Raw genomic sequence first — 17,073 nt, forward strand, 5'->3', positions numbered from 1 at the left:
TTCACCGGGCGTCCCCGTTGCGGCCGATGTCCGTACGCGTCCCGTCCCGTCCCGGGTCCTCCGGGTCGGGCCAGGCCCCCTTCGACCCCAGCTCGTGGTGTTGCACGGAACCGCTGCCTCTCATGTCGAACTCCCTGGCCAGTCCTGTCGTGTGCAGCCGGGCCATGTCGGCGTCGGTGACCGTGGTCGGCCCGATGGGCGTGGCCTTGCCCGGATCCCAGTTGTAGCGGTCCCAGACGTTCACCTGGTAATCGATGCCGATCTTCGGCTTGCCGTCGGGGCCGGGCACGGCCGTGACCACACCCGTCGAGTTCGACATGCCGCTGCCCACGGCCAGGTACCAGTTCCGGTCCGTGTGGGTGTATCCCTTGCCGGAGGTCTCCACGGGTATGGCCACCGGCTTGCCGCCGGACTTCTCGAACGCTTCCAGCGCTTGTCTGCGCCAGTCTTCCTGTTCGTCGGCACGCGCCTGCTCGGTCACCTGCCGCAGCGCCGCATCGTCGGTGAGCATCCGGTCGACGTCGAGGTCGAGGGTCTTGCCGGTGCCGCGCAGGTAGTGGTCCATGTGGCGGGCGGCGTCCGTGTTGCCGATGAAGTCACCGGCGTTCGATATCCCGTTGGCCTGGAACTGGATCCAGTAGTCGTGCGCGCCGGGCGAGGCGATGTCGTACGGTCCTGCGCCGCGGTCCGCCGAGACCCGCTTCACCTGCGGAGTCAGCAGGCCGGCCGCCAGCAGGTCGTCCTTGTGCTGCGTCCATATCCGGGCCCGGGCCTCGGGGCTGAGGGATTCCCACAGCCTGCGCAGCTCCTGCCGCTGCTTCTCGCCGGCGTCCTTCCCCAGCCCGGCGAGTTTCACGGCCCGGGGCAGCATGTCCTCGTCGAGGGAGGTGTACGTCGCGTGGCCCGCATTGACCGGATCGTTGCCGTGACTGGCCCGCAAGGCACGTACGGCGGCGGCGTCGACCTCGGTGGCGTGGCTCACCAGGCCGGTCAGCGTGTCCGCGTACCAGCGCATGGTGTCCAGCTGTTTCTGCCCGGGCCCTTCGACCGTGCACATGGCCTCGGTGACCTTGACCGTGCCGTCCTTGCGGTCCATGACGAGGTAGCCGTCCTTGCGGGCCGCCTCGGTCAGGTGCTTGGCCCTGGCCTGGAGGGCCTTCAGTTCGTTGTGCGCGTCATCGATGACGCTGAAGATGCTCTTGGCCTCTTGGTGCAGGTCTTCGAACTCCTTCACCGTCTTGTCGACGAACACCCGCGTCACTCCGGCGTTGGCGCCCTCCCACCGGGCCTTGTCCGACTTGGACTTCAGCCCGTCGCGAGCATTGCCGCCCAGCTTCTGCAGGTCTCCGGCCATCCGTTTCCAGTCGGCCACGGCCGTTCCCAGTTTCCCGAGGTCGGCCTCGAGCAGTTGGGTGTAGTTCATGACGAGAGCAGCTCTCCGTGCTTGACGTGCTTCGGACTACTTGAAGTACTCGGACAGGCGGGAGACCGACACGGCCGAGCCGTCCCGGTGGCGGAACGTCGCCGCAAGGGCCGCGTCGTCCGCGGCGTGCGCCGCCGTCGAGTGGTCGAGGTGGTTCGAGACGTGCGCGCACGCCTGCAGGACGGCCTTCACCTGCGAGGTCCACATGGTCACGGTCGTCTCCAGCTCGCCGCCGAGAGCGAAGCTGCTCTTCTTCAGCTCCGCCGCGGCCTGCATCGTGGATCCGGAACCGTCCCGGCCGGCGCCGGCGCCGGCAATGTCCGCCTGTTTCTGCAACTCGCCGTGGAGGACGAACGCCTCGTGGCCCACATCGCCCAAGTCGTCCTGATGCACGACAAGATCAGCGTTTCCCGTACTGCTCCCGGGGCCGCCGGGCAGCTGATTGAGCCGCGTCGCCACCTCCCGGCCGGCCTCGGCCTTCACGTCTTCCCACTCGGACCAAGTCATCGCGCCCCCGTTACGCCATGGTCACGTCATTCCATCGTGCGCCACTATAAGGGCCCGGTCAGGAGGCCGGCCGCAGTCCCAGGCGGGGCTCCCGGGCCAGGTACAGGCCGGCGACGGCGCGGTCCGGGGTGGTGGGCCAAGGGGTCATGTGGCCGGTGCCGTGCCCGCCGAGACCATGGGGGGAGTGGCCGGGCAGCGGCGTGTGCAGCCGGGCGAACAGCGAGGAGGCGGTGGCGGTGTGCTCCGCGTCGTGGAGGTCCTCGACGCCGCTGATGATGTTCAGGAACGACTCGTGGAGCCGGAGGTTCTGCTGGTCGCGGTGGCTGAGGGCCTGGGCGCGGCGGAAGTACGCGTCACGGCCCCTGTGGACGTCGTAGAAGGCGCCGACGTGGATGAGCAGCCGTTCGTAGGCGTGCCGGTAGGCGCCCTGGTAGAAGGCCTGTACCGCGGCCTCGCCGGCCTCGCCGTGCCGTACGGTGGCGATGGCCGCGGCGGCGAGCAGGCCGCTGTACATGGCCAGGTGCACGCCGGTGGACAGCAGCGGGTCGAGGAAGCAGGCCGCGTCACCGGCCAGGTAGTAGCCCGGCCCGCAGAACCGCTCGGCGGTGTAGGAGTAGTCGCTCTCCACCTTGAGGGGCGAGACGAGTTCGGCGCCGCCGAGCAGCTCGCGCAGGGCGGGGACGGCGCGCAGGCGGGAGGCGTAGACGGCGGCGGTGCCGCCCAGGGCCTGCCGGGCGGCGGAGAAGGAACGCTTGTCGGTGACCAGGCCGACGCTCAGGGTTCCGTCGTGGAGGGGGATCGCCCAGAACCAGCCGTGGTCGGGGAGGGAGAAGACGCAGATCGCCCCCTCGGGGGCGGACGCGACCGGGGCGGCGCCCCGCCAGTACCCCCACGTGGCCACATTGCGGAAGACGTCGTGGAAGCGCCGGGTGCGCAACTGCCGCGCGGCGAGCACTCCGGCCCGGCCGGAGGCGTCCACGAGGTGTCCGAAGGCGATCCGGCCGCCGTCGGTGCCGGTGCCGGTGCCGGTGCCGGTGCCGCGGCCAGTGCCGCGGTCGCCGTCGCCGTCGCCGTCGCCGTCGCGCGAGGCGTACACGGCTTCCGCCGGGCGGCCTTCGCGGAACGTGATCCCGCGGACGCTCACGCCCTCGCGGACGACGGCGCCGGCCTCCCGCGCATGCTCCAGCAGCACCTGGTCGAAGACCGAGCGGACGACCTGGAAGCTGTAGCCGGGGGCCGGGCCGTCATCGGCGCCTGCCCCTGCCCCTGCACCCCCGCCGAGGCCGGCGAAGCGCAGCGCCCACTGCTGGCCGCCCCAGTCGTAGTACGCCCCCGACTTCCGGACGAAACCCTGCCGTTCGACCGCCTCCCGGGCCCCCAGGAGGTCCAGCACCGGCAGCACCGACGGCAGGAGCGACTCGCCGATGTGGTAGCGGGGGAAGTGCTCGCGTTCCAGCAGCGTCACGTCCAGGCCCTCGCGGGCCAGGAGCGCCGCTGCCGTACTGCCGGCGGGACCACCGCCCACCACGAGGACTTCCGTCCGGTCGGCCGCTCGCTCGGACACCCGGCCCCCTCCACGGTCGAAGGCAGAACCCCTGCCGCAAGTGAACCGCAGCCACGTACCGGCGGGACAGTCCGTCCTCCGTCATCCGGGGCGGCGGCAACCTACGGCCGAGGAGGCCTCATTGACAGCGGCCGGCCGTCCGGCAAGGTGGTGGCCGCGCGTCCTTCCGCCGGCGGCCGATCACCACCCGGGCGTGCGGGGGCGAAACGGACGTGGTGCAGGATGTCCTCTCGCGATGATCCACTTCCGTGGCCCTCGCCCGCACTCACGATCCGTCAGGACAGACAGGTACAAGGTGACGAACCACTACTCCGGGCTTCCGGCAGCCTGCGACGCCGTCGCTCCGCTCTCCGCAACGGCAGGGGGACACCGATGAACCGCGACCTCACCCTGCACGACGCCATCGTCGCCGGCATCGCGGTGGCCGCCGGCGTGGCCGTCGCCCTCCTGCTGCGCGTGATCCTGCGCTGGCTCGGCAAACAGGCGGCCCGGACCGCGTGGGAGGGCGACGACATCATCGTCGACGTCCTGCGCACCGTCGCCCCGTGGGCCGCGGTGGCGGGCGGCGTGGCGTCCGCGGCAGCGGCCCTCCCGCTGACCAGCCAGGTCGGACACGTCGTCAACCAGACGCTCATCGCCTTCGTCATGCTGACCGCGACGTTCACCGCGGCCCGGGTGATCAGCGGCCTCGTGCGGTCCGTCGCGCAGTCGAGGTCCGGCGTGGCCGCATCGGCCACGATATTCGTCAACATCACCCGCATCGGGATCCTGGCGATGGGCTTCCTCATCATCCTGGAAACCCTCGGCATATCCATCGCCCCGCTGCTCACCGCCCTCGGCGTGGGCGGTCTCGCGATCGCCCTCGCCCTGAAGGACACGCTCGCCAACCTCTTCGCGGGCGTCCACATCCTCGTCTCGAAGACGGTCCAGCCCGGCGACTACATACGGCTCAGCAGCGGCGAGGAGGGCTACGTCCGCGACATCAACTGGCGCATCACCGTGGTGGAGCAGCTCAACAACAACCTCGTCATCATCCCGAACGCCAAGCTCGCCGGCACGAACATGACCAACTTCAGCCGGCCCGAGCAGAAGCTGTCCGTCACGGTGCAGGTGGGCGTCGGCTACGACAGCGACCTGGAACACGTCGAGCGGGTCACCAACGAGGTCGTCGAGCACGTGATGAAGGACATCGCCGGCGCGATCCCCGACCACGAGCCCGCCGTCCGGTTCCACACCTTCGGCGACTCCCGCATCGGCTTCACGGTGATCCTCGGAGTCGGCGAATACAGCGACAAATACCGCATCAAGCACGAATTTATCAAGCGCCTGCACCAGCGGTACCGCGAGGAGGGCATCCGGATCCCCGCCCCCGCGCGGACCGTCTCCCTGCAACAGGCGGGCGCGGAAGCCGTGATCCCCCACCCCCGCGAATCCCTCGACGTCGCGGGCTGAGAGCGGGCCGCCGCTGTGGAACGGAGGCCGCTGGGTGAGCGGGTGCCGCTCGGTCGCAGCCGGGCATGGACCACCCGGCTCGCCTTCGGAGCGGCCGGAATAGGGAACCTCTTCACCGCCGTGTCCGACGAGGACGCCGCCGAGGCGGTCGGCGCGGCGTGGGAGGCGGGCATCCGCTCCTTCGACACCGCGCCGCACTACGGGCTCGGGCTGTCCGAACGCCGCCTGGGCACGGCGCTGCGGGGGCGGCCGCGCGGGCAGTTCACCGTCTCCACGAAAGTCGGGCGGCTCCTGGAGCCCGTGCGCGCCGCATCCGCGGGGGAGCTCGCCGACGAGTTTGCCGACGACTTCGCCGTGCCCGCCACCCACCGCAGGGTCTGGGACTTCAGCGCCGACGGCGTACGGCGCAGCCTGGACGCCAGCCTGGAGCGGCTCGGCCTGGACCACGTGGACATCGTCCACCTCCACGACCCGGACGGACACGAGGACGACGCCCTCCGCCACGCCTACCCCGCCCTCGAACGCCTTCGGGCCGAGGGCGTGGTCAAGGCCATCGGGATCGGCATGAACCAGTCGGCGATGCCGGCCCGCTTCGTACGGGACACGGACGTGGACGTCGTCCTGCTCGCCGGCCGCTACACCCTCCTCGACCAGAGCGCCCTGTCCGACCTGCTGCCCGAGGCGGCGCGTCGCGGCGTCGCGGTCGTGGCCGCCGGCGTCTTCAACTCCGGCCTGCTGGCCGCCCCCGCCCCCGGCGCGACCTACGACTACGCCGCCGCGCCACCCGGCCTGCTCGCACGGGCCCTGCGCCTGCAGGCGACCTGCGAACGCCACGGAGTGCCCCTGCGGGCGGCGGCCGCCCGGTTCCCGCTGGGGCACCCGGCCGTCGCCGGGATCCTGATCGGCCTGCGGAACGCCCGCGAAGTCGCCGACGCGGCCCACCAGTCCCACCGGCCGATCCCCGGCGCTCTGTGGCGGGACTTGCTGGCGGAAGGGCTTCTCCCCGAAGGAACGCCATTCCCGGAGGGCAACTGAAGGGCAGTCACGCTCGGACGCGCGCGAGAACCGTTTCCTTCGGCGTACGTGCTACGTGGAGCTCGACCGGGACGTCCGGCAGTTCACCATGGCGCTCAACCACCACCTGCACGTCTTGCGCGAACGGGGCGTGGAGGCCGCCGACAGGACTGAGAGGGACACGCCGCGCGCGCCGAGCCGCCACGATCAGCCGCCGGCGGCCGGGCGGGCGCCGGGCCGTGTGACTGCCTCCGCGCCGGCCCGGCAGCCCCGCCGCGCGGCCGTCGCCGGGTCGTGGCCCGCCAGCCGGGCGGCGAGGAAGGCCCCGGTGAAGGCGTCGCCCGCGCCCGTGGTGTCCACGGCGGCGGCCGGCTCTCCCGGCACCCGGGCGGTGATGGCGCCCGAGGCGGCGACCAGCGCTCCCCGGGCGCCTTGCGTGGCGACCACGAGGGGGAACTGCCGGCTCAGCTTGGCCGCCGCGTCGGCAGGGTCGGGCAGGCCGGTGAGGAGCTCCGCTTCGTCGTGGTTGGGCAGGAGGACGTCCGCTCCCGCGACGGCCTCCAGGAAGCGGTTCACCCCCAGGCGGGCGATGAAGCCCGCCGAGGCCGGGTCGATGCTGACCGGCACGGAGCGGGCGCGGGCGGCGTCCAGCGCGGTCCGGGCGGCGCTGCGGCTCGGCTCGGCGAAGAAGAGGTAGCCGGAGAGGTGGAGATGACCGGCTCCGGCGAGGAGATCGTCATTCCAGTCGGTGGGGGACAGCCGTACGACGGCTCCGCTGTCGGTGAGGAACGTCCGCTCGCCGTCCGCGCCGACCAGGCAGACGACCGTACCGGTGGGGACCTCGGGATCGACGACCAGATGCGGCCGGACCCCGGCGTCGCGCAGCGCGCGCTCGTGCCCGTCCGCCGCGTCCGCGCCCACCCGGGCCAGGAGGCGGACGTCCGGGGCTCCGGAACGGGCGGCCCAGCAGGCCACGTTGGCGCCCGCGCCGCCGGGGAGGATCGCGATGGCGGCCGCCGTGTCGGTCGCGGGGGCGAGCGGGGCGCGGTGACGGGCGACGACGTCGGTCACCACGTCACCCACGACGAGCAGCGCCCCGGCCCGGACACCCGTCATGAGGCGTACGCCACGGCGATCTCGGCCGCCAGCCGCGCATTGCCCCGCACCGCGGCCACGTTGGCTTCCAGGGACGCGCCGCCGGTGTGCCGCACGAGGTGGTCGAGGAGGAAGGGGGTGACCGCCTGCCCGGTGACGCCCTCCCGCGCACACGCCGCCAGCGCCTCGGCGAGCACCCGGTCGTGCAGCGCCGGGTCGAGCTGCTGCGCCACGGGAACCGGGTTCGCGACGATCAGGGCCGACTCCGGACCGCCGAGCGCGTCCTGGGCGCGCAGCACGCCGGCCACCTCGGCCGCGGACCCGGCCGTCCAGTCGACCGGCTCGCCGGAACCGCTGAGGTAGAAGCCCGGGAACTCCGCCGTCCGGAACCCCACCACACTCACGCCCAGCGTCTCCAGGCGCTGCAGGGTCGCCGGCACGTCCAGGACCGACTTCACCCCCGCGCAGACCACCGCGATCCGCACCTGCGCCAGCAGGCGCAGGTCCGCCGACTCGTCCTGCGTCTGCGCCCACTCGCGGTGGACGCCGCCCAGGCCGCCCGTCGCGAAGACCCGGATCCCGGCCCGGGCCGCCAGAAAGGCCGTCGCGGACACGGTCGTCGCCCCGCTCGCCCTCGCCGCGACCGCCGACGCCAGGTCCCGGTGTCCCAGCTTGCGGATGCCGTCCTCACCCGCCACCCGCACCAACTGCGCCTTGTCCAGCCCCACGTGCGGCCGGCCGTCCAGCACGGCGACGGTCGCGGGGACGGCGCCGCCCTCCCGCACGAGCGCCTCCAGCTCCTCCGCCACCTGCAGGTTCCGCGGCCGGGGCAGGCCGTGAGCGATGATCGTCGACTCCAGGGCGACCACCGGCCGGCCACGCTCCAGCGCCTCCCGCACCTCGTCCGATACCACCGGCAACTGTGGCTGCCCGTACGGCACCACCGGCCACCGAGGCTCCTCGCCCGACACCTCTGACATCGCAGGCCCCTCCCGTCACGCCGAATACGGCGCTGCTCACCGGATCCCTGATGCACCCCGGTGCCCCCTGGTGCACCCCTGATGCACAGAGCCGTTCCCCGGCCCGTGGCATCGCAAGCCTTGGCGCACGACGGGTGGACCGGGCCCGGCAGGCAGGCTCGGCTTCGCTCACCTTTCACATCCAGTCCAGGAGGGGAACCATGCGCTGTCTCGCACGAGCCACGATGCTCGTCACCGCATGGGGCGCCTGCACGGTGACCGCCGCCCTGCCCGCGGCCGCCGGCGCCCCGCACCAGGGCCCACGTACGGAACGGGATGTGAGCCGGCGAGGGCCGGGTGATGCCGCTCGCTCGGCCGCGGACGTCAGGAGCGGCGTCGGCGTGCCGACGACCGTTCAGAACGTGCGGGTGCACGTACTCATCTCCGCCCCATCCCGGCCTCGTCGTGACGGCGGCCCGCGCTGAAGCGATCGGCAGCGATCAGCAGCGGTCATCTGGTCGTGCCCACCGCCTGGGGCCATCATGGGAGCCGCCGTCGTACTGGTCACCGGGAAGGGAACCCCCATGCAGGACGCGAGGGACGCGCAGCACCGGAGCCACGACTACATCGTGGTGGGGGCGGGATCGGCCGGTTGCGTACTGGCCGCGAGGCTGAGCGAGGACCCTGGCGTCCGCGTGCTGCTGGTGGAGGCGGGGCCGCCCGACGACGCCGCGGAGATCCACGTCCCGGCGGCGTTCGCCAAGCTGTTCCGGACCAAGTACGACTGGGACTACACGTCGGAGCCCGAGCCGGGCCTGGGCGGCCGCCGCTGTTTCCTGCCGCGCGGGAAGACCTTCGGCGGCTCGTCGTCCATGAACGCGATGATCTACATCCGTGGCAACCGCAGGGACTACGACGCCTGGTCGGACGCCGGCGCCAAGGGGTGGAGCTGGGACGAGGTCTTCCCGTACTTCCTCCGCGCCGAGGACCACCACGGCGGCGCCTCCGACTGGCACGCCGCCGGCGGCCCGCTCACCGTCAGCCGGGGCCGCTCACGCCACCCGCTCATGACGGCGTACGTGGAGGCCGCGCAGGAGGCGGGCCACCCGTTCACGCCGGACTTCAACGGCCCCGAGCAGGACGGCTTCGGCTACTACGACCTCACCCAGCGCAACGGCCTCCGGTGCAGCACGGCCGACGCCTACCTGCGCCCCGCCCTGGAGCGGCCGAACCTGACCGTGCTCTCCGGGGCCCAGTGCACCCGGCTGCTCTTCTCGGGCGACCGGGCCGCCGGCGTCGAGGCCGAACACCACGGGGAGCTGGTGGAACTGCGCGCCGAACGGGAGGTCATCCTCTCCGCCGGCGCGTACAACTCCCCGCAGCTGCTGATGCTCTCGGGGATCGGTATCGCCGCGGAGCTCGAAGCGCTCGGCATCACCCCGCGCTCCGACCTCCCCGTAGGCGAGAACCTGCAGGACCACCCGCACCTGCCCCTCATCCACCTCACCGACACCGAGTCGCTGCTGACGGCGATGACCCCGGAGAACCTCGCCCTCCTGGAGTCCGAGGGCCGCGGGCCGCTCACCTCGAACGCGGGGGAGGCGGGCGGATTCGTACGGACGCTGGCCGGGCTGGAGGCACCGGACGTGCAGATCCACGCGCTGCCGGCCATGTTCCACCAAGAGGGCCTCGGTATTCCGACCGCCCACGCCTTCCATCACGGCGCGGTCCTGCTGGACGCGACCAGCCGGGGAAAGGTCTCCCTCCGCTCGGCCCTGCCCAGCGCCAAGCCGCGCATCGTGCACAACTACCTGTCCACGGAGGAGGACCGCGCGGCCGCGGTCCGCGCCCTGCGGGTCCTGCTCGCCATCGCGGACCGGCCCGCCCTGCGGGCGCACCGGCGGTCCGACTTCCTCGTGCCGCGCTCGGACAGCGACCGGGACCTCCTCGACCACGCCCGGCGGGAACTGCACACGCTCTACCACCCCGCGGGCACCTGCGCCATGGGGCCGGTCGTCGACAACGAGCTGAGGGTGCACGGGGTGAGGGGCCTGCGGGTGGCCGACGCCTCGGTCATGCCGACCCTGGTGCGGGGCAACACCAACGCACCCACCATCATGATCGCGGAGAAGGCCGCGGACCTGGTCCGGGGCGCGTAGCCCGGCACCGGCCGGCAGCAGCAGTGGGGGAAACGTGAGCATCGCGCTGTTCGCACTCGGAGGCACGATATCGGTGTCGGGGCGCGCCAGGGGGGAGCGGCTGACCGGGGCCGAGATCACCGCGGCCGTACCCGGACTGGACGAGCTCGGCGTGCCTCTGGACGTACGGGACGTCCACGCCGTACCCAGCGGAAGCCTGACCTTCGCGCAGGTGCTCGACGTCGTCGACACCGCCTCGCTGGCCGTGACGGACGGGGCCGTCGGCGTCGTCGTCACGCAGGGCACCGACACCCTGGAGGAGACCGCGTTCCTCGCCGACCTCGTCTGGCCGCACGACGCGCCCTTCGTCCTGACCGGGGCGATGCGGCAGCCGGGCACGGCCGGCGCCGACGGTCCGGCCAACGTGCTCGCGGCCGCCCGCGTCGCCGCTTCCCCCGCGGCGCGCGGGCTCGGCGCGCTCGTCGCCTTCAACGACGAGGTGCACGCGGCGAGATGGGTGCGCAAGTCCCACAGCACGAGCACGGCGGCCTTCGTGTCACCGAACGCCGGCCCGGCGGGTCGCGTCGCCGAAGGAGAGGTGCGGGTCCTGGCACCGCCGCCGCGCCGCGCCGTCCTGCCCGCCGGCATCGGCAGAGCGCGGCTCGACGCCGCCCGCGTGGCGCTGCACTGCGTCACGCTCGACGACGACCCCGGCCGGCTCGAAGGGCTCGCCGCGACGTACCGGGGCCTGGTGGTCGCCGGCTTCGGGGCCGGACACGTACCCGCGTCCCTCGCACCCGTGCTGGGCGCCCTCGCCGACCGCATCCCGGTCGTCCTCACCTCCCGCACCGGCGGCGGCCCGGTGCTCCGGCACACCTACAGCGCGCCCGGCTCGGAGACCGACCTGCAGCGGCGCGGACTGATCAACGGCGGGCTGCTCGACCCGTACAAGGCGAGGGTGCTGCTGCGGCTGCTGCTCGCGGCGGGCGCGGGACACGACGAGATGGCCGCGGCGTTCGCCGAGCACGGCTAGCGGGCCCCGCGCGGAGCACGGAGGCGCCGGGGGAGGGGAGCGCAGGGCACCCCCGAACTCGGCCTGATCTTGCCGGTGCACCGGCCATTTTCCGCCAAGGGCAGCCGGATCATGATCATTTGGCCCGGGGGAGGGCGTAGGGTGACCGGCATGCGTTCGACAGTGCTTGCGCCTCCCGCCGCCTGACGCGGGCCGCCACCTCTCCCTAGCGCGCCGGGCCCTTCGAGGCCGACGCGCTTTGCGGTTGTGCCCGCGCACGGGAGTCCCCTGACCATCCGCTCCGTCTGGAGAACGCACTGTGTCCGAATCCGTGTCCGAAGCTTCCGTAGAGCCGTCAGCTTCCACAGAGCCGTCGTCCCCGACCGGCGATCCCGGCGCGAGGGCGTCGCGCTCCGTGGGGCGCGGCCTCGCCTACCTGGCCTTTGCCGGCACCACCTGGGGAACGACCGGCGCCGCAGTGGACATCATCTACCGGTCCAGCGACCTGGGCCCCATGGCCGTGTCCTTCTGGCGGTACGTCAGCGGCCTGGCGCTGCTGCTCGCCGCCCGCGCCTTCCTCCCCAACCGGCCCGCTCGCTCCTCCGCTCCCCGCGTCGCGCGGCCACGGCTGCGGGGGCAGCGGCTGCTGCTCCTGGTCGGCACGGGCATCGGCCTGGCCGTCTTCCAGACCGCCTACTTCGGGGCGGTGCAGGAGACCGGGCTGGCCGTGGGCACCATCGTCACGCTCGGGGCCGGGCCCGTCTTCACCGCGATCGGCGGGCGGCTGCTGCTGAACGAGCGGATAGGCAGGGGCGGCGTCCTCGCCGTGTGCGGGGCCCTGGCCGGCCTGGCCGTGCTCGTCCTGGGCGACCAGGCCGGCACCGTCGACCCCCTCGGGGTGGGCCTGGCGCTGCTGTCCGCCGCCGGATACGCCGTGGCCACGCTCCTGGCCCGCTGGACGGGCCGCCGCGGCGGCGGGGGCGAGGACCCCTACAGCCTGACCATGTGGTCCTTCGGCATCGGCGCGGCGGTCCTGCTGCCCCTCGCCTGGGCCGAAGGCATCATCCCGCACACCGACCACCTCGGGCGCATCCTGCTGCTCATGGCCTACGTCGCCGCCGTCACCACCGCACTCGCCTACCCCCTCTACTTCGCCGGCGTCGCAGCCGTCCGCGCGACGACAGCGGCAGTGGTGATGCTGATCGAGCCGGTCAGCGCCGCCATCCTCGCCGTGACGCTCCTCGGCGAACACCTCACCGCAGCCACCATCGCCGGCACGCTCCTCCTGCTCACCGCGGTCGCCGGCCTCGCCGTGGCCGAATCCCGGCTCCCGGCGCCGGCAACCGCCTGAGCGAACCCCGGCCGGGGCAACTGCAGCACCGAGCCGCCGCCTTCGCGCACATGCACCGTTGAAGGCGGCGGCGACCGCCTCGGCCGGGGCTTCCCCTATGCGGCTATAGGTCCCAGAGCGCTCCGAAGGCCAGGAGCTCGTCGCGGTACTCGATCCGCCGCACCCAGTCCTGCGGCCGGGCGCCGGCGCCGAGGTGCGCCCCCGCGAACGCGCCCGTCAGACAGGCGATGGAGTCGGAGTCGCCGGAGGTGCAGGCGGCCCGGCGGAGGGCGGTGACGGGCTCGGCGGGAATCCGGAGCCATGCGCCGCCGAACAGCCGCCGCCTCAGCCCTGCTTGCTGCCGCAGCCGTCCTCGTCCCCGCAGCCGACCCGGCTGCAGCAGCGCCCGCCGCGCCCGCCGGCGCCCACGGCGCGGACAGGGAGGCCGCGAGCCCGGCCGGCAAGGCCGCCGTACGGCCTGGGCCTGGAGAGCAGGTCCGGCTACTGTCCCGGCGAGAAGCCGGTGTGGGGCCGCACCGGTAGCGTTCCGGGCTGCAGCACCCTCAGCTTCACGTCGGCCGACGGCGACCGGCAGGTCACCCTCGCCGTCAACACCAGCCTCTCACGATCCCTTGGGAAGGCCGACGACGCCGCGGTGAAGGCGTTCAGTGCGGCGCTGTGCAAGAAGTAGCCCGCCTGCCCGGGTGCGTTCATGACAATGACATCTCTCCGTCACCCGGACGTCCTTCCGTGCTGCTGATCTTTCTGACCGACAGGTTGATCAGTGGACCATCGGAAGGAACGGGTTCATGTCCGTCAGGAAGTTCCGTATCGCCGCCCTCGCCGTGCTGACGGCAGTCGTGCTCCCGGTCGCGTCGCCGGCGGTCGCCGCCCCGGCGGAGACCGCCGCCTCGGGGCGGGGAGTGCCGGATTACCAGACCTGGCAGGCCGACGTGGAGAAGGCCGTCGCCCCCGCCATTCCGTGGCTGCGCGGCCGTTCCGCCGAGCGTGGTGGAAATCCGGCCATCGTCCTGGACATCGACAACACCGCGCTGGAGACGTACTACCACCCGGGGCGGGCCGACAAGCCGGTGCTGGAGGTGGCCGAATGGGCGCACAAGCACCACATGGCCGTGCTGTTCGTCACCGCCCGCACCTCCTCCTCGTCCGCCCGGCAGCAGCTCGAGGACGCCGGATATCCGGTCGACGCCATGTGCACGCGGGAGCACGGCGAGAGCAAGGAGGAGGGCAAGGCGCGCTGCCGGAAAGAACTCACCCGGGACGGCTATATCATCACGGCCAACATAGGAAACCGGTCGACCGATTTTATTGGCGGCTACTTCGAAAAGGGCTTCAAGCTGCCTGACTACGACGGCGGGCTTTCCTGACGGCAATTCGGTTGGTTGCGCCTGTCAAGAGCGCCTTTTGCGACAACATTGCCGGGAGTCTTGCCCGCCCGGCAGGCGTACGCGTTGAATTCGATCACTCGATCGAAGGTCGCCGCCGGTGAGGACGCGCTCACCGCATCACCACCCGCATCTCCCGGTGGCGGCCCCGCACGTCGCACAGCAAGAGGAGCACAACCCGTGACACTTGACGCAGTGGACACCAGCGCGAACGAACGCACTGCTCAGGCAGAACAGTCCGAAGGCCCCGTGTGTTCCTACACCGAGTGGGACCCGCTGGAGGAGGTGATCGTCGGCATCGTCGACGAAGCGAGCTTCCCGTCCTGGCACATGGCCCTGCCGCCCGTCCTGCCCGGCAACCAGCACGAGACCTTCCGCCGCAACGCCGGACAGCCCTTCCCCGCCGAGCAGGTCGCCGCGGCGCACAAGGAGCTGGAGGAGTTCGCCCACATCCTCACGAGCGAGGGCGTCAAGGTCCGCCGCCCCGAGCCCATCCCCCAGCGCACCGAGTACAGCACGCTGGACTGGAAGAGCACGGGCATGTACGCGGCGATGCCCCGCGACGCCCTCCTCGTGGTCGGCGACGACATCATCGAGTGCCCGATGGCCTGGCGCTCGCGCTACTACGAGAACCTCGCCTACCGCCCGCTGCTCAAGGAGTACTTCCGCGGCGGCGCCAAGTGGAGCGCCGGCCCCAAGCCCGAGCTGACGGACGAGCAGTTCGACCAGAACTGGACCGACCCGGGCGAGGACGGCCCGCAGCGGCTCGTGGTGACCGAGTTCGAGCCGACCTTCGACGCCGCCGACTTCACGCGCTGCGGCCGCGACATCATCGCCCAGAAGAGCAACGTCACCAACGACTTCGGCATCGAGTGGCTGCGCCGCCACCTCGGCGACGACTACCGCATCCACGTCTTCGAGTTCAACGACTCGCACCCGATGCACATCGACGCGACGCTCGTCCCGATGGCTCCGGGCAAGCTGCTCATCCACCCCGAGCGCGTCCCCGAGGTGCCCGCCCTCTTCAAGGGCTGGGACGTCATGACCGCGCCCGCGCCGGTCATCCCCGACTCGCACCCGCTGTACATGACCAGCAAGTGGATCAACATGAACATCCTCATGCTGGACGAGGAGCGGGTCATCGTGGAGCGGCAGGACCAGCCGATGATCGACGCGATGAAGAAGTTCGGCTTCAAGCCGATCCCGGTCAACTTCCGCAACTTCAACAGCTTCGGCGGCTCGTTCCACTGCGCCACGCTGGACGTCCGCCGCCGCGGCACCCTGGAGTCGTACTTCTAATGACGACCGGGGGGATATGGAAACACACACCGCGGGACGCGCTCCTGCTGGTGTTCAGCGTGGCCCAGTTCGCCGTCACGATCTGGCTCGCCACCGCATGGGAGGGGGCTTCGGTCCCCTGGCGGGCCGGCAGTTACGCCCTCCTGGCGGTGATGATGGCCTACAACATCATCGTCATTTCCCACCTGTTCACGCACGTGCCGTGGTTCGCCTCGTCCCGGCTCAACGGACTGGTGTCGCTCCTGAACTCGGTCAACATCGGCCAGTCGGTGCAGGCGTACCACCTCACCCACGTACGCAACCACCACCGGTTCAACAACGACCTCCAGGACGCGGACGGCACGACGCGGGACACCTCGTCCACCTACCGCGACGGCAAAGACGGCGAACACGCGCCGCTGCTCTACTTCGTGGTGAAGGGCGCGCTGGACTCGCTCGTGGGCCGGGGCAGGGAGATCCTCTACGTGGTGCGGTTGTGGCGCGTAGGAGCCGGCGACGCCAACCTGCTGTCGCTGGCCGCCCGCAGGGAGCCGCGCCGCAGCAAGGAACTGCGCCAGGTGCGGGCCGACCGTGCCGCGCACTGCCTGTCCCTCGTGCTGTTCGCGGTGATCTCCTGGCAGTGGACGCTGTTCTGCTACCTGCCCTCGTTCTTCATCGCCCTGGCGATGGTGAACGTGCAGAACTACTACCGGCACTACGGGGCCGACCCGTCCTCGCGGGCGACGGACTCGGTGAGCCACTACGGCCGCCTGTACAACGCGCTCACCTTCAACGACGGCTACCACCAGGAGCACCACCTCAGCCCGGCCACGCACTGGTCACAGATGCCGGTCGTACGGGAGAGGCGCCGGGGCGAGCTGGACAGCCGGCCGCGCATCATCAGCCCGGTCCCGGCCATGCTCGGCTTCCTCGACCGCAGGCGCCCGCTGCTCCACCACGGCACCGCGGCCGGCGGCGCGCCGTCCACCGCGACCGAGACCCGTCGGAGGAGCGCATGACCACCGGCACCACGGCACCGCAGATCACCGGCAGCGCCCTGCCGCCGGACCAGTTCCGGGTGCACGAGACGCACGGCAGCCTCGACGTCGAGGCCGTCCTCCGGGTGCTGCGCGGGGAGCTGGCCGCCTACCGGGTGACCGGCTTCGTCCCCGAGGAGGACCGCCGGCGGATCGTGGAGAACTTCTGGGCCTCCGCGCACCGCACTCCCCGCTACGGGGAGGGGGAGGACGGCGTCGAGGGGTACATCGTCGGCGCGTCGCACATCGAGAAGACGACGGACGCCTACCTGACCGAGGTGGAACGCTCCGCCGACGCCGTACGCGCCCTCTACGAGGGCACGACCGACCCGGTGGCCGCGCTGCGCGACCGGCTGGCCGGGCACGGCAGCCTCGCGGGGGTCCGCCCCGCGGTGCACGAAGGGCGTGCCGCCGGATACTCGAAGGCCGTGCTCTGGAACAACACCGGCACCTTCCTGCTCATGCCGCACGACGACCTCGCCCAGCTCCGGGACCCGCTGCAGGCGGGCTTCGAGATCCAGGAGCTGCGCCGGGTGATGGCGGTCAACGTCTACCCGCAGGTGCCCGGGGGAACGGGGCAGATCAAGCTGTGGAACGTCGAGCCCGACGACCGCTCCCGCGAGCGGCTCGGCCTGACCTACAGCGGCTTCCCCTACCCGCCGGAACAGCTGGAGGGCCACCCCAGCATGGTCGTCCCGGTCGAGAGCGGGGACCTGTGCGTGATCAACGGCAACCTCGCCCACGCCGTCCTCGGCGGGGAGACACCCGCCGGCGACGCCAAGCGGCTGCTGCTGACCTGCTTCACGGCCCTGAACGACGAGAACGAACTCCTCTGGTGGACGTGACGGTGCACCTGAC

14 protein-coding genes and 1 pseudogene are annotated in these 17,073 nt (G+C 72.0%); 9 read left to right on the top strand and 6 right to left on the bottom strand.

The features are described from left to right. Position 1 precedes the first annotated feature (1 nt). From IF61_RS0109145 to IF61_RS0109155, 3 genes are read right to left on the bottom strand one after another with little or no spacing between them, the layout of a single operon-like run. The gene (locus IF61_RS0109145; protein ID WP_030365781.1) at positions 2 to 1,423 is read right to left on the bottom strand and encodes a hypothetical protein; all 1,422 of its coding nucleotides are present in this window, start codon (positions 1,421 to 1,423) and stop codon (positions 2 to 4) included. Between the two features lie 36 nt (positions 1,424 to 1,459). Next, entirely contained in the window at positions 1,460 to 1,930 is a 471-nt protein-coding gene (locus IF61_RS0109150; protein ID WP_030365782.1) for a hypothetical protein, read from the bottom strand. 58 nt (positions 1,931 to 1,988) lie between these two features. Beyond that, positions 1,989 to 3,494, bottom strand: coding sequence for an NAD(P)/FAD-dependent oxidoreductase (locus IF61_RS0109155; protein ID WP_030365783.1), 1,506 nt, complete (start codon positions 3,492 to 3,494; stop codon positions 1,989 to 1,991). A gap of 372 nt (positions 3,495 to 3,866) precedes the next feature. On the opposite strand from IF61_RS0109155, the gene IF61_RS0109160 reads away from it, so the two are divergent. Further along, a complete protein-coding gene (locus IF61_RS0109160) occupies positions 3,867 to 4,946 on the top strand; it encodes a mechanosensitive ion channel family protein (protein ID WP_030365784.1) in 1,080 nt (359 codons plus the stop codon). Between the two features lie 42 nt (positions 4,947 to 4,988). Continuing rightward, a complete protein-coding gene (locus IF61_RS0109165; protein WP_030365785.1) occupies positions 4,989 to 5,981 on the top strand; it encodes an aldo/keto reductase in 993 nt (330 codons plus the stop codon). Between the two features lie 186 nt (positions 5,982 to 6,167). Here IF61_RS0109165 and IF61_RS0109170 read toward each other — a convergent pair whose 3' ends face one another. Both IF61_RS0109170 and IF61_RS0109175 read right to left on the bottom strand, forming a co-directional pair. Continuing rightward, the gene (locus tag IF61_RS0109170; RefSeq protein WP_030365786.1) at positions 6,168 to 7,076 is read right to left on the bottom strand and encodes a carbohydrate kinase family protein; all 909 of its coding nucleotides are present in this window, start codon (positions 7,074 to 7,076) and stop codon (positions 6,168 to 6,170) included. Beyond that, positions 7,073 to 7,975, bottom strand: a complete 903-nt coding sequence (locus tag IF61_RS0109175) for a pseudouridine-5'-phosphate glycosidase (RefSeq protein WP_030365787.1) — start codon at positions 7,973 to 7,975, stop codon at positions 7,073 to 7,075. Before IF61_RS0109175 ends, IF61_RS0109170 begins: the two co-directional genes overlap by 4 nt. Before the next feature lie 623 nt (positions 7,976 to 8,598). On the opposite strand from IF61_RS0109175, the gene IF61_RS0109180 reads away from it, so the two are divergent. From IF61_RS0109180 to IF61_RS0109190, 3 genes are all read left to right on the top strand, one after another. Then, a complete protein-coding gene (locus IF61_RS0109180; RefSeq protein ID WP_030365788.1) occupies positions 8,599 to 10,173 on the top strand; it encodes a GMC family oxidoreductase in 1,575 nt (524 codons plus the stop codon). A gap of 34 nt (positions 10,174 to 10,207) precedes the next feature. Continuing rightward, complete coding sequence (locus IF61_RS0109185; RefSeq protein ID WP_030365789.1) at positions 10,208 to 11,185, top strand: asparaginase; 978 nt, start codon at positions 10,208 to 10,210, stop codon at positions 11,183 to 11,185. 394 nt (positions 11,186 to 11,579) lie between these two features. Then, positions 11,580 to 12,515: a DMT family transporter gene (locus IF61_RS0109190; protein WP_030365790.1), complete on the top strand. Its 936-nt coding sequence runs from the start codon at positions 11,580 to 11,582 to the stop codon at positions 12,513 to 12,515. A gap of 103 nt (positions 12,516 to 12,618) precedes the next feature. Here the strand turns inward: IF61_RS0109190 and IF61_RS34000 are convergent. After that, positions 12,619 to 12,807: pseudogene (locus tag IF61_RS34000) on the bottom strand (ADP-ribosylglycohydrolase family protein); the annotation flags it as partial. 496 nt (positions 12,808 to 13,303) lie between these two features. On the opposite strand from IF61_RS34000, the gene IF61_RS0109200 reads away from it, so the two are divergent. From IF61_RS0109200 to IF61_RS0109215, 4 genes are all read left to right on the top strand, one after another. After that, on the top strand, positions 13,304 to 13,882 hold the full coding sequence (locus IF61_RS0109200) for an HAD family acid phosphatase (protein WP_030365791.1): 579 nt from the start codon (positions 13,304 to 13,306) through the stop codon (positions 13,880 to 13,882). A 198-nt stretch (positions 13,883 to 14,080) separates the two neighbouring features. Further along, a complete protein-coding gene (locus IF61_RS0109205) occupies positions 14,081 to 15,199 on the top strand; it encodes an amidinotransferase (protein ID WP_245684456.1) in 1,119 nt (372 codons plus the stop codon). Between the two features lie 59 nt (positions 15,200 to 15,258). After that, entirely contained in the window at positions 15,259 to 16,197 is a 939-nt protein-coding gene (locus IF61_RS0109210) for a fatty acid desaturase family protein (protein ID WP_211264848.1), read from the top strand. Beyond that, positions 16,194 to 17,060: a hypothetical protein gene (locus tag IF61_RS0109215; RefSeq protein ID WP_030365794.1), complete on the top strand. Its 867-nt coding sequence runs from the start codon at positions 16,194 to 16,196 to the stop codon at positions 17,058 to 17,060. The genes IF61_RS0109210 and IF61_RS0109215 overlap by 4 nt, the downstream gene beginning before the upstream one ends. Positions 17,061 to 17,073: the final 13 nt, after the last annotated feature.

Source organism: Streptomyces roseoverticillatus, assembly GCF_000719265.1.
Classification (GTDB): domain Bacteria; phylum Actinomycetota; class Actinomycetes; order Streptomycetales; family Streptomycetaceae; genus Streptomyces; species Streptomyces roseoverticillatus.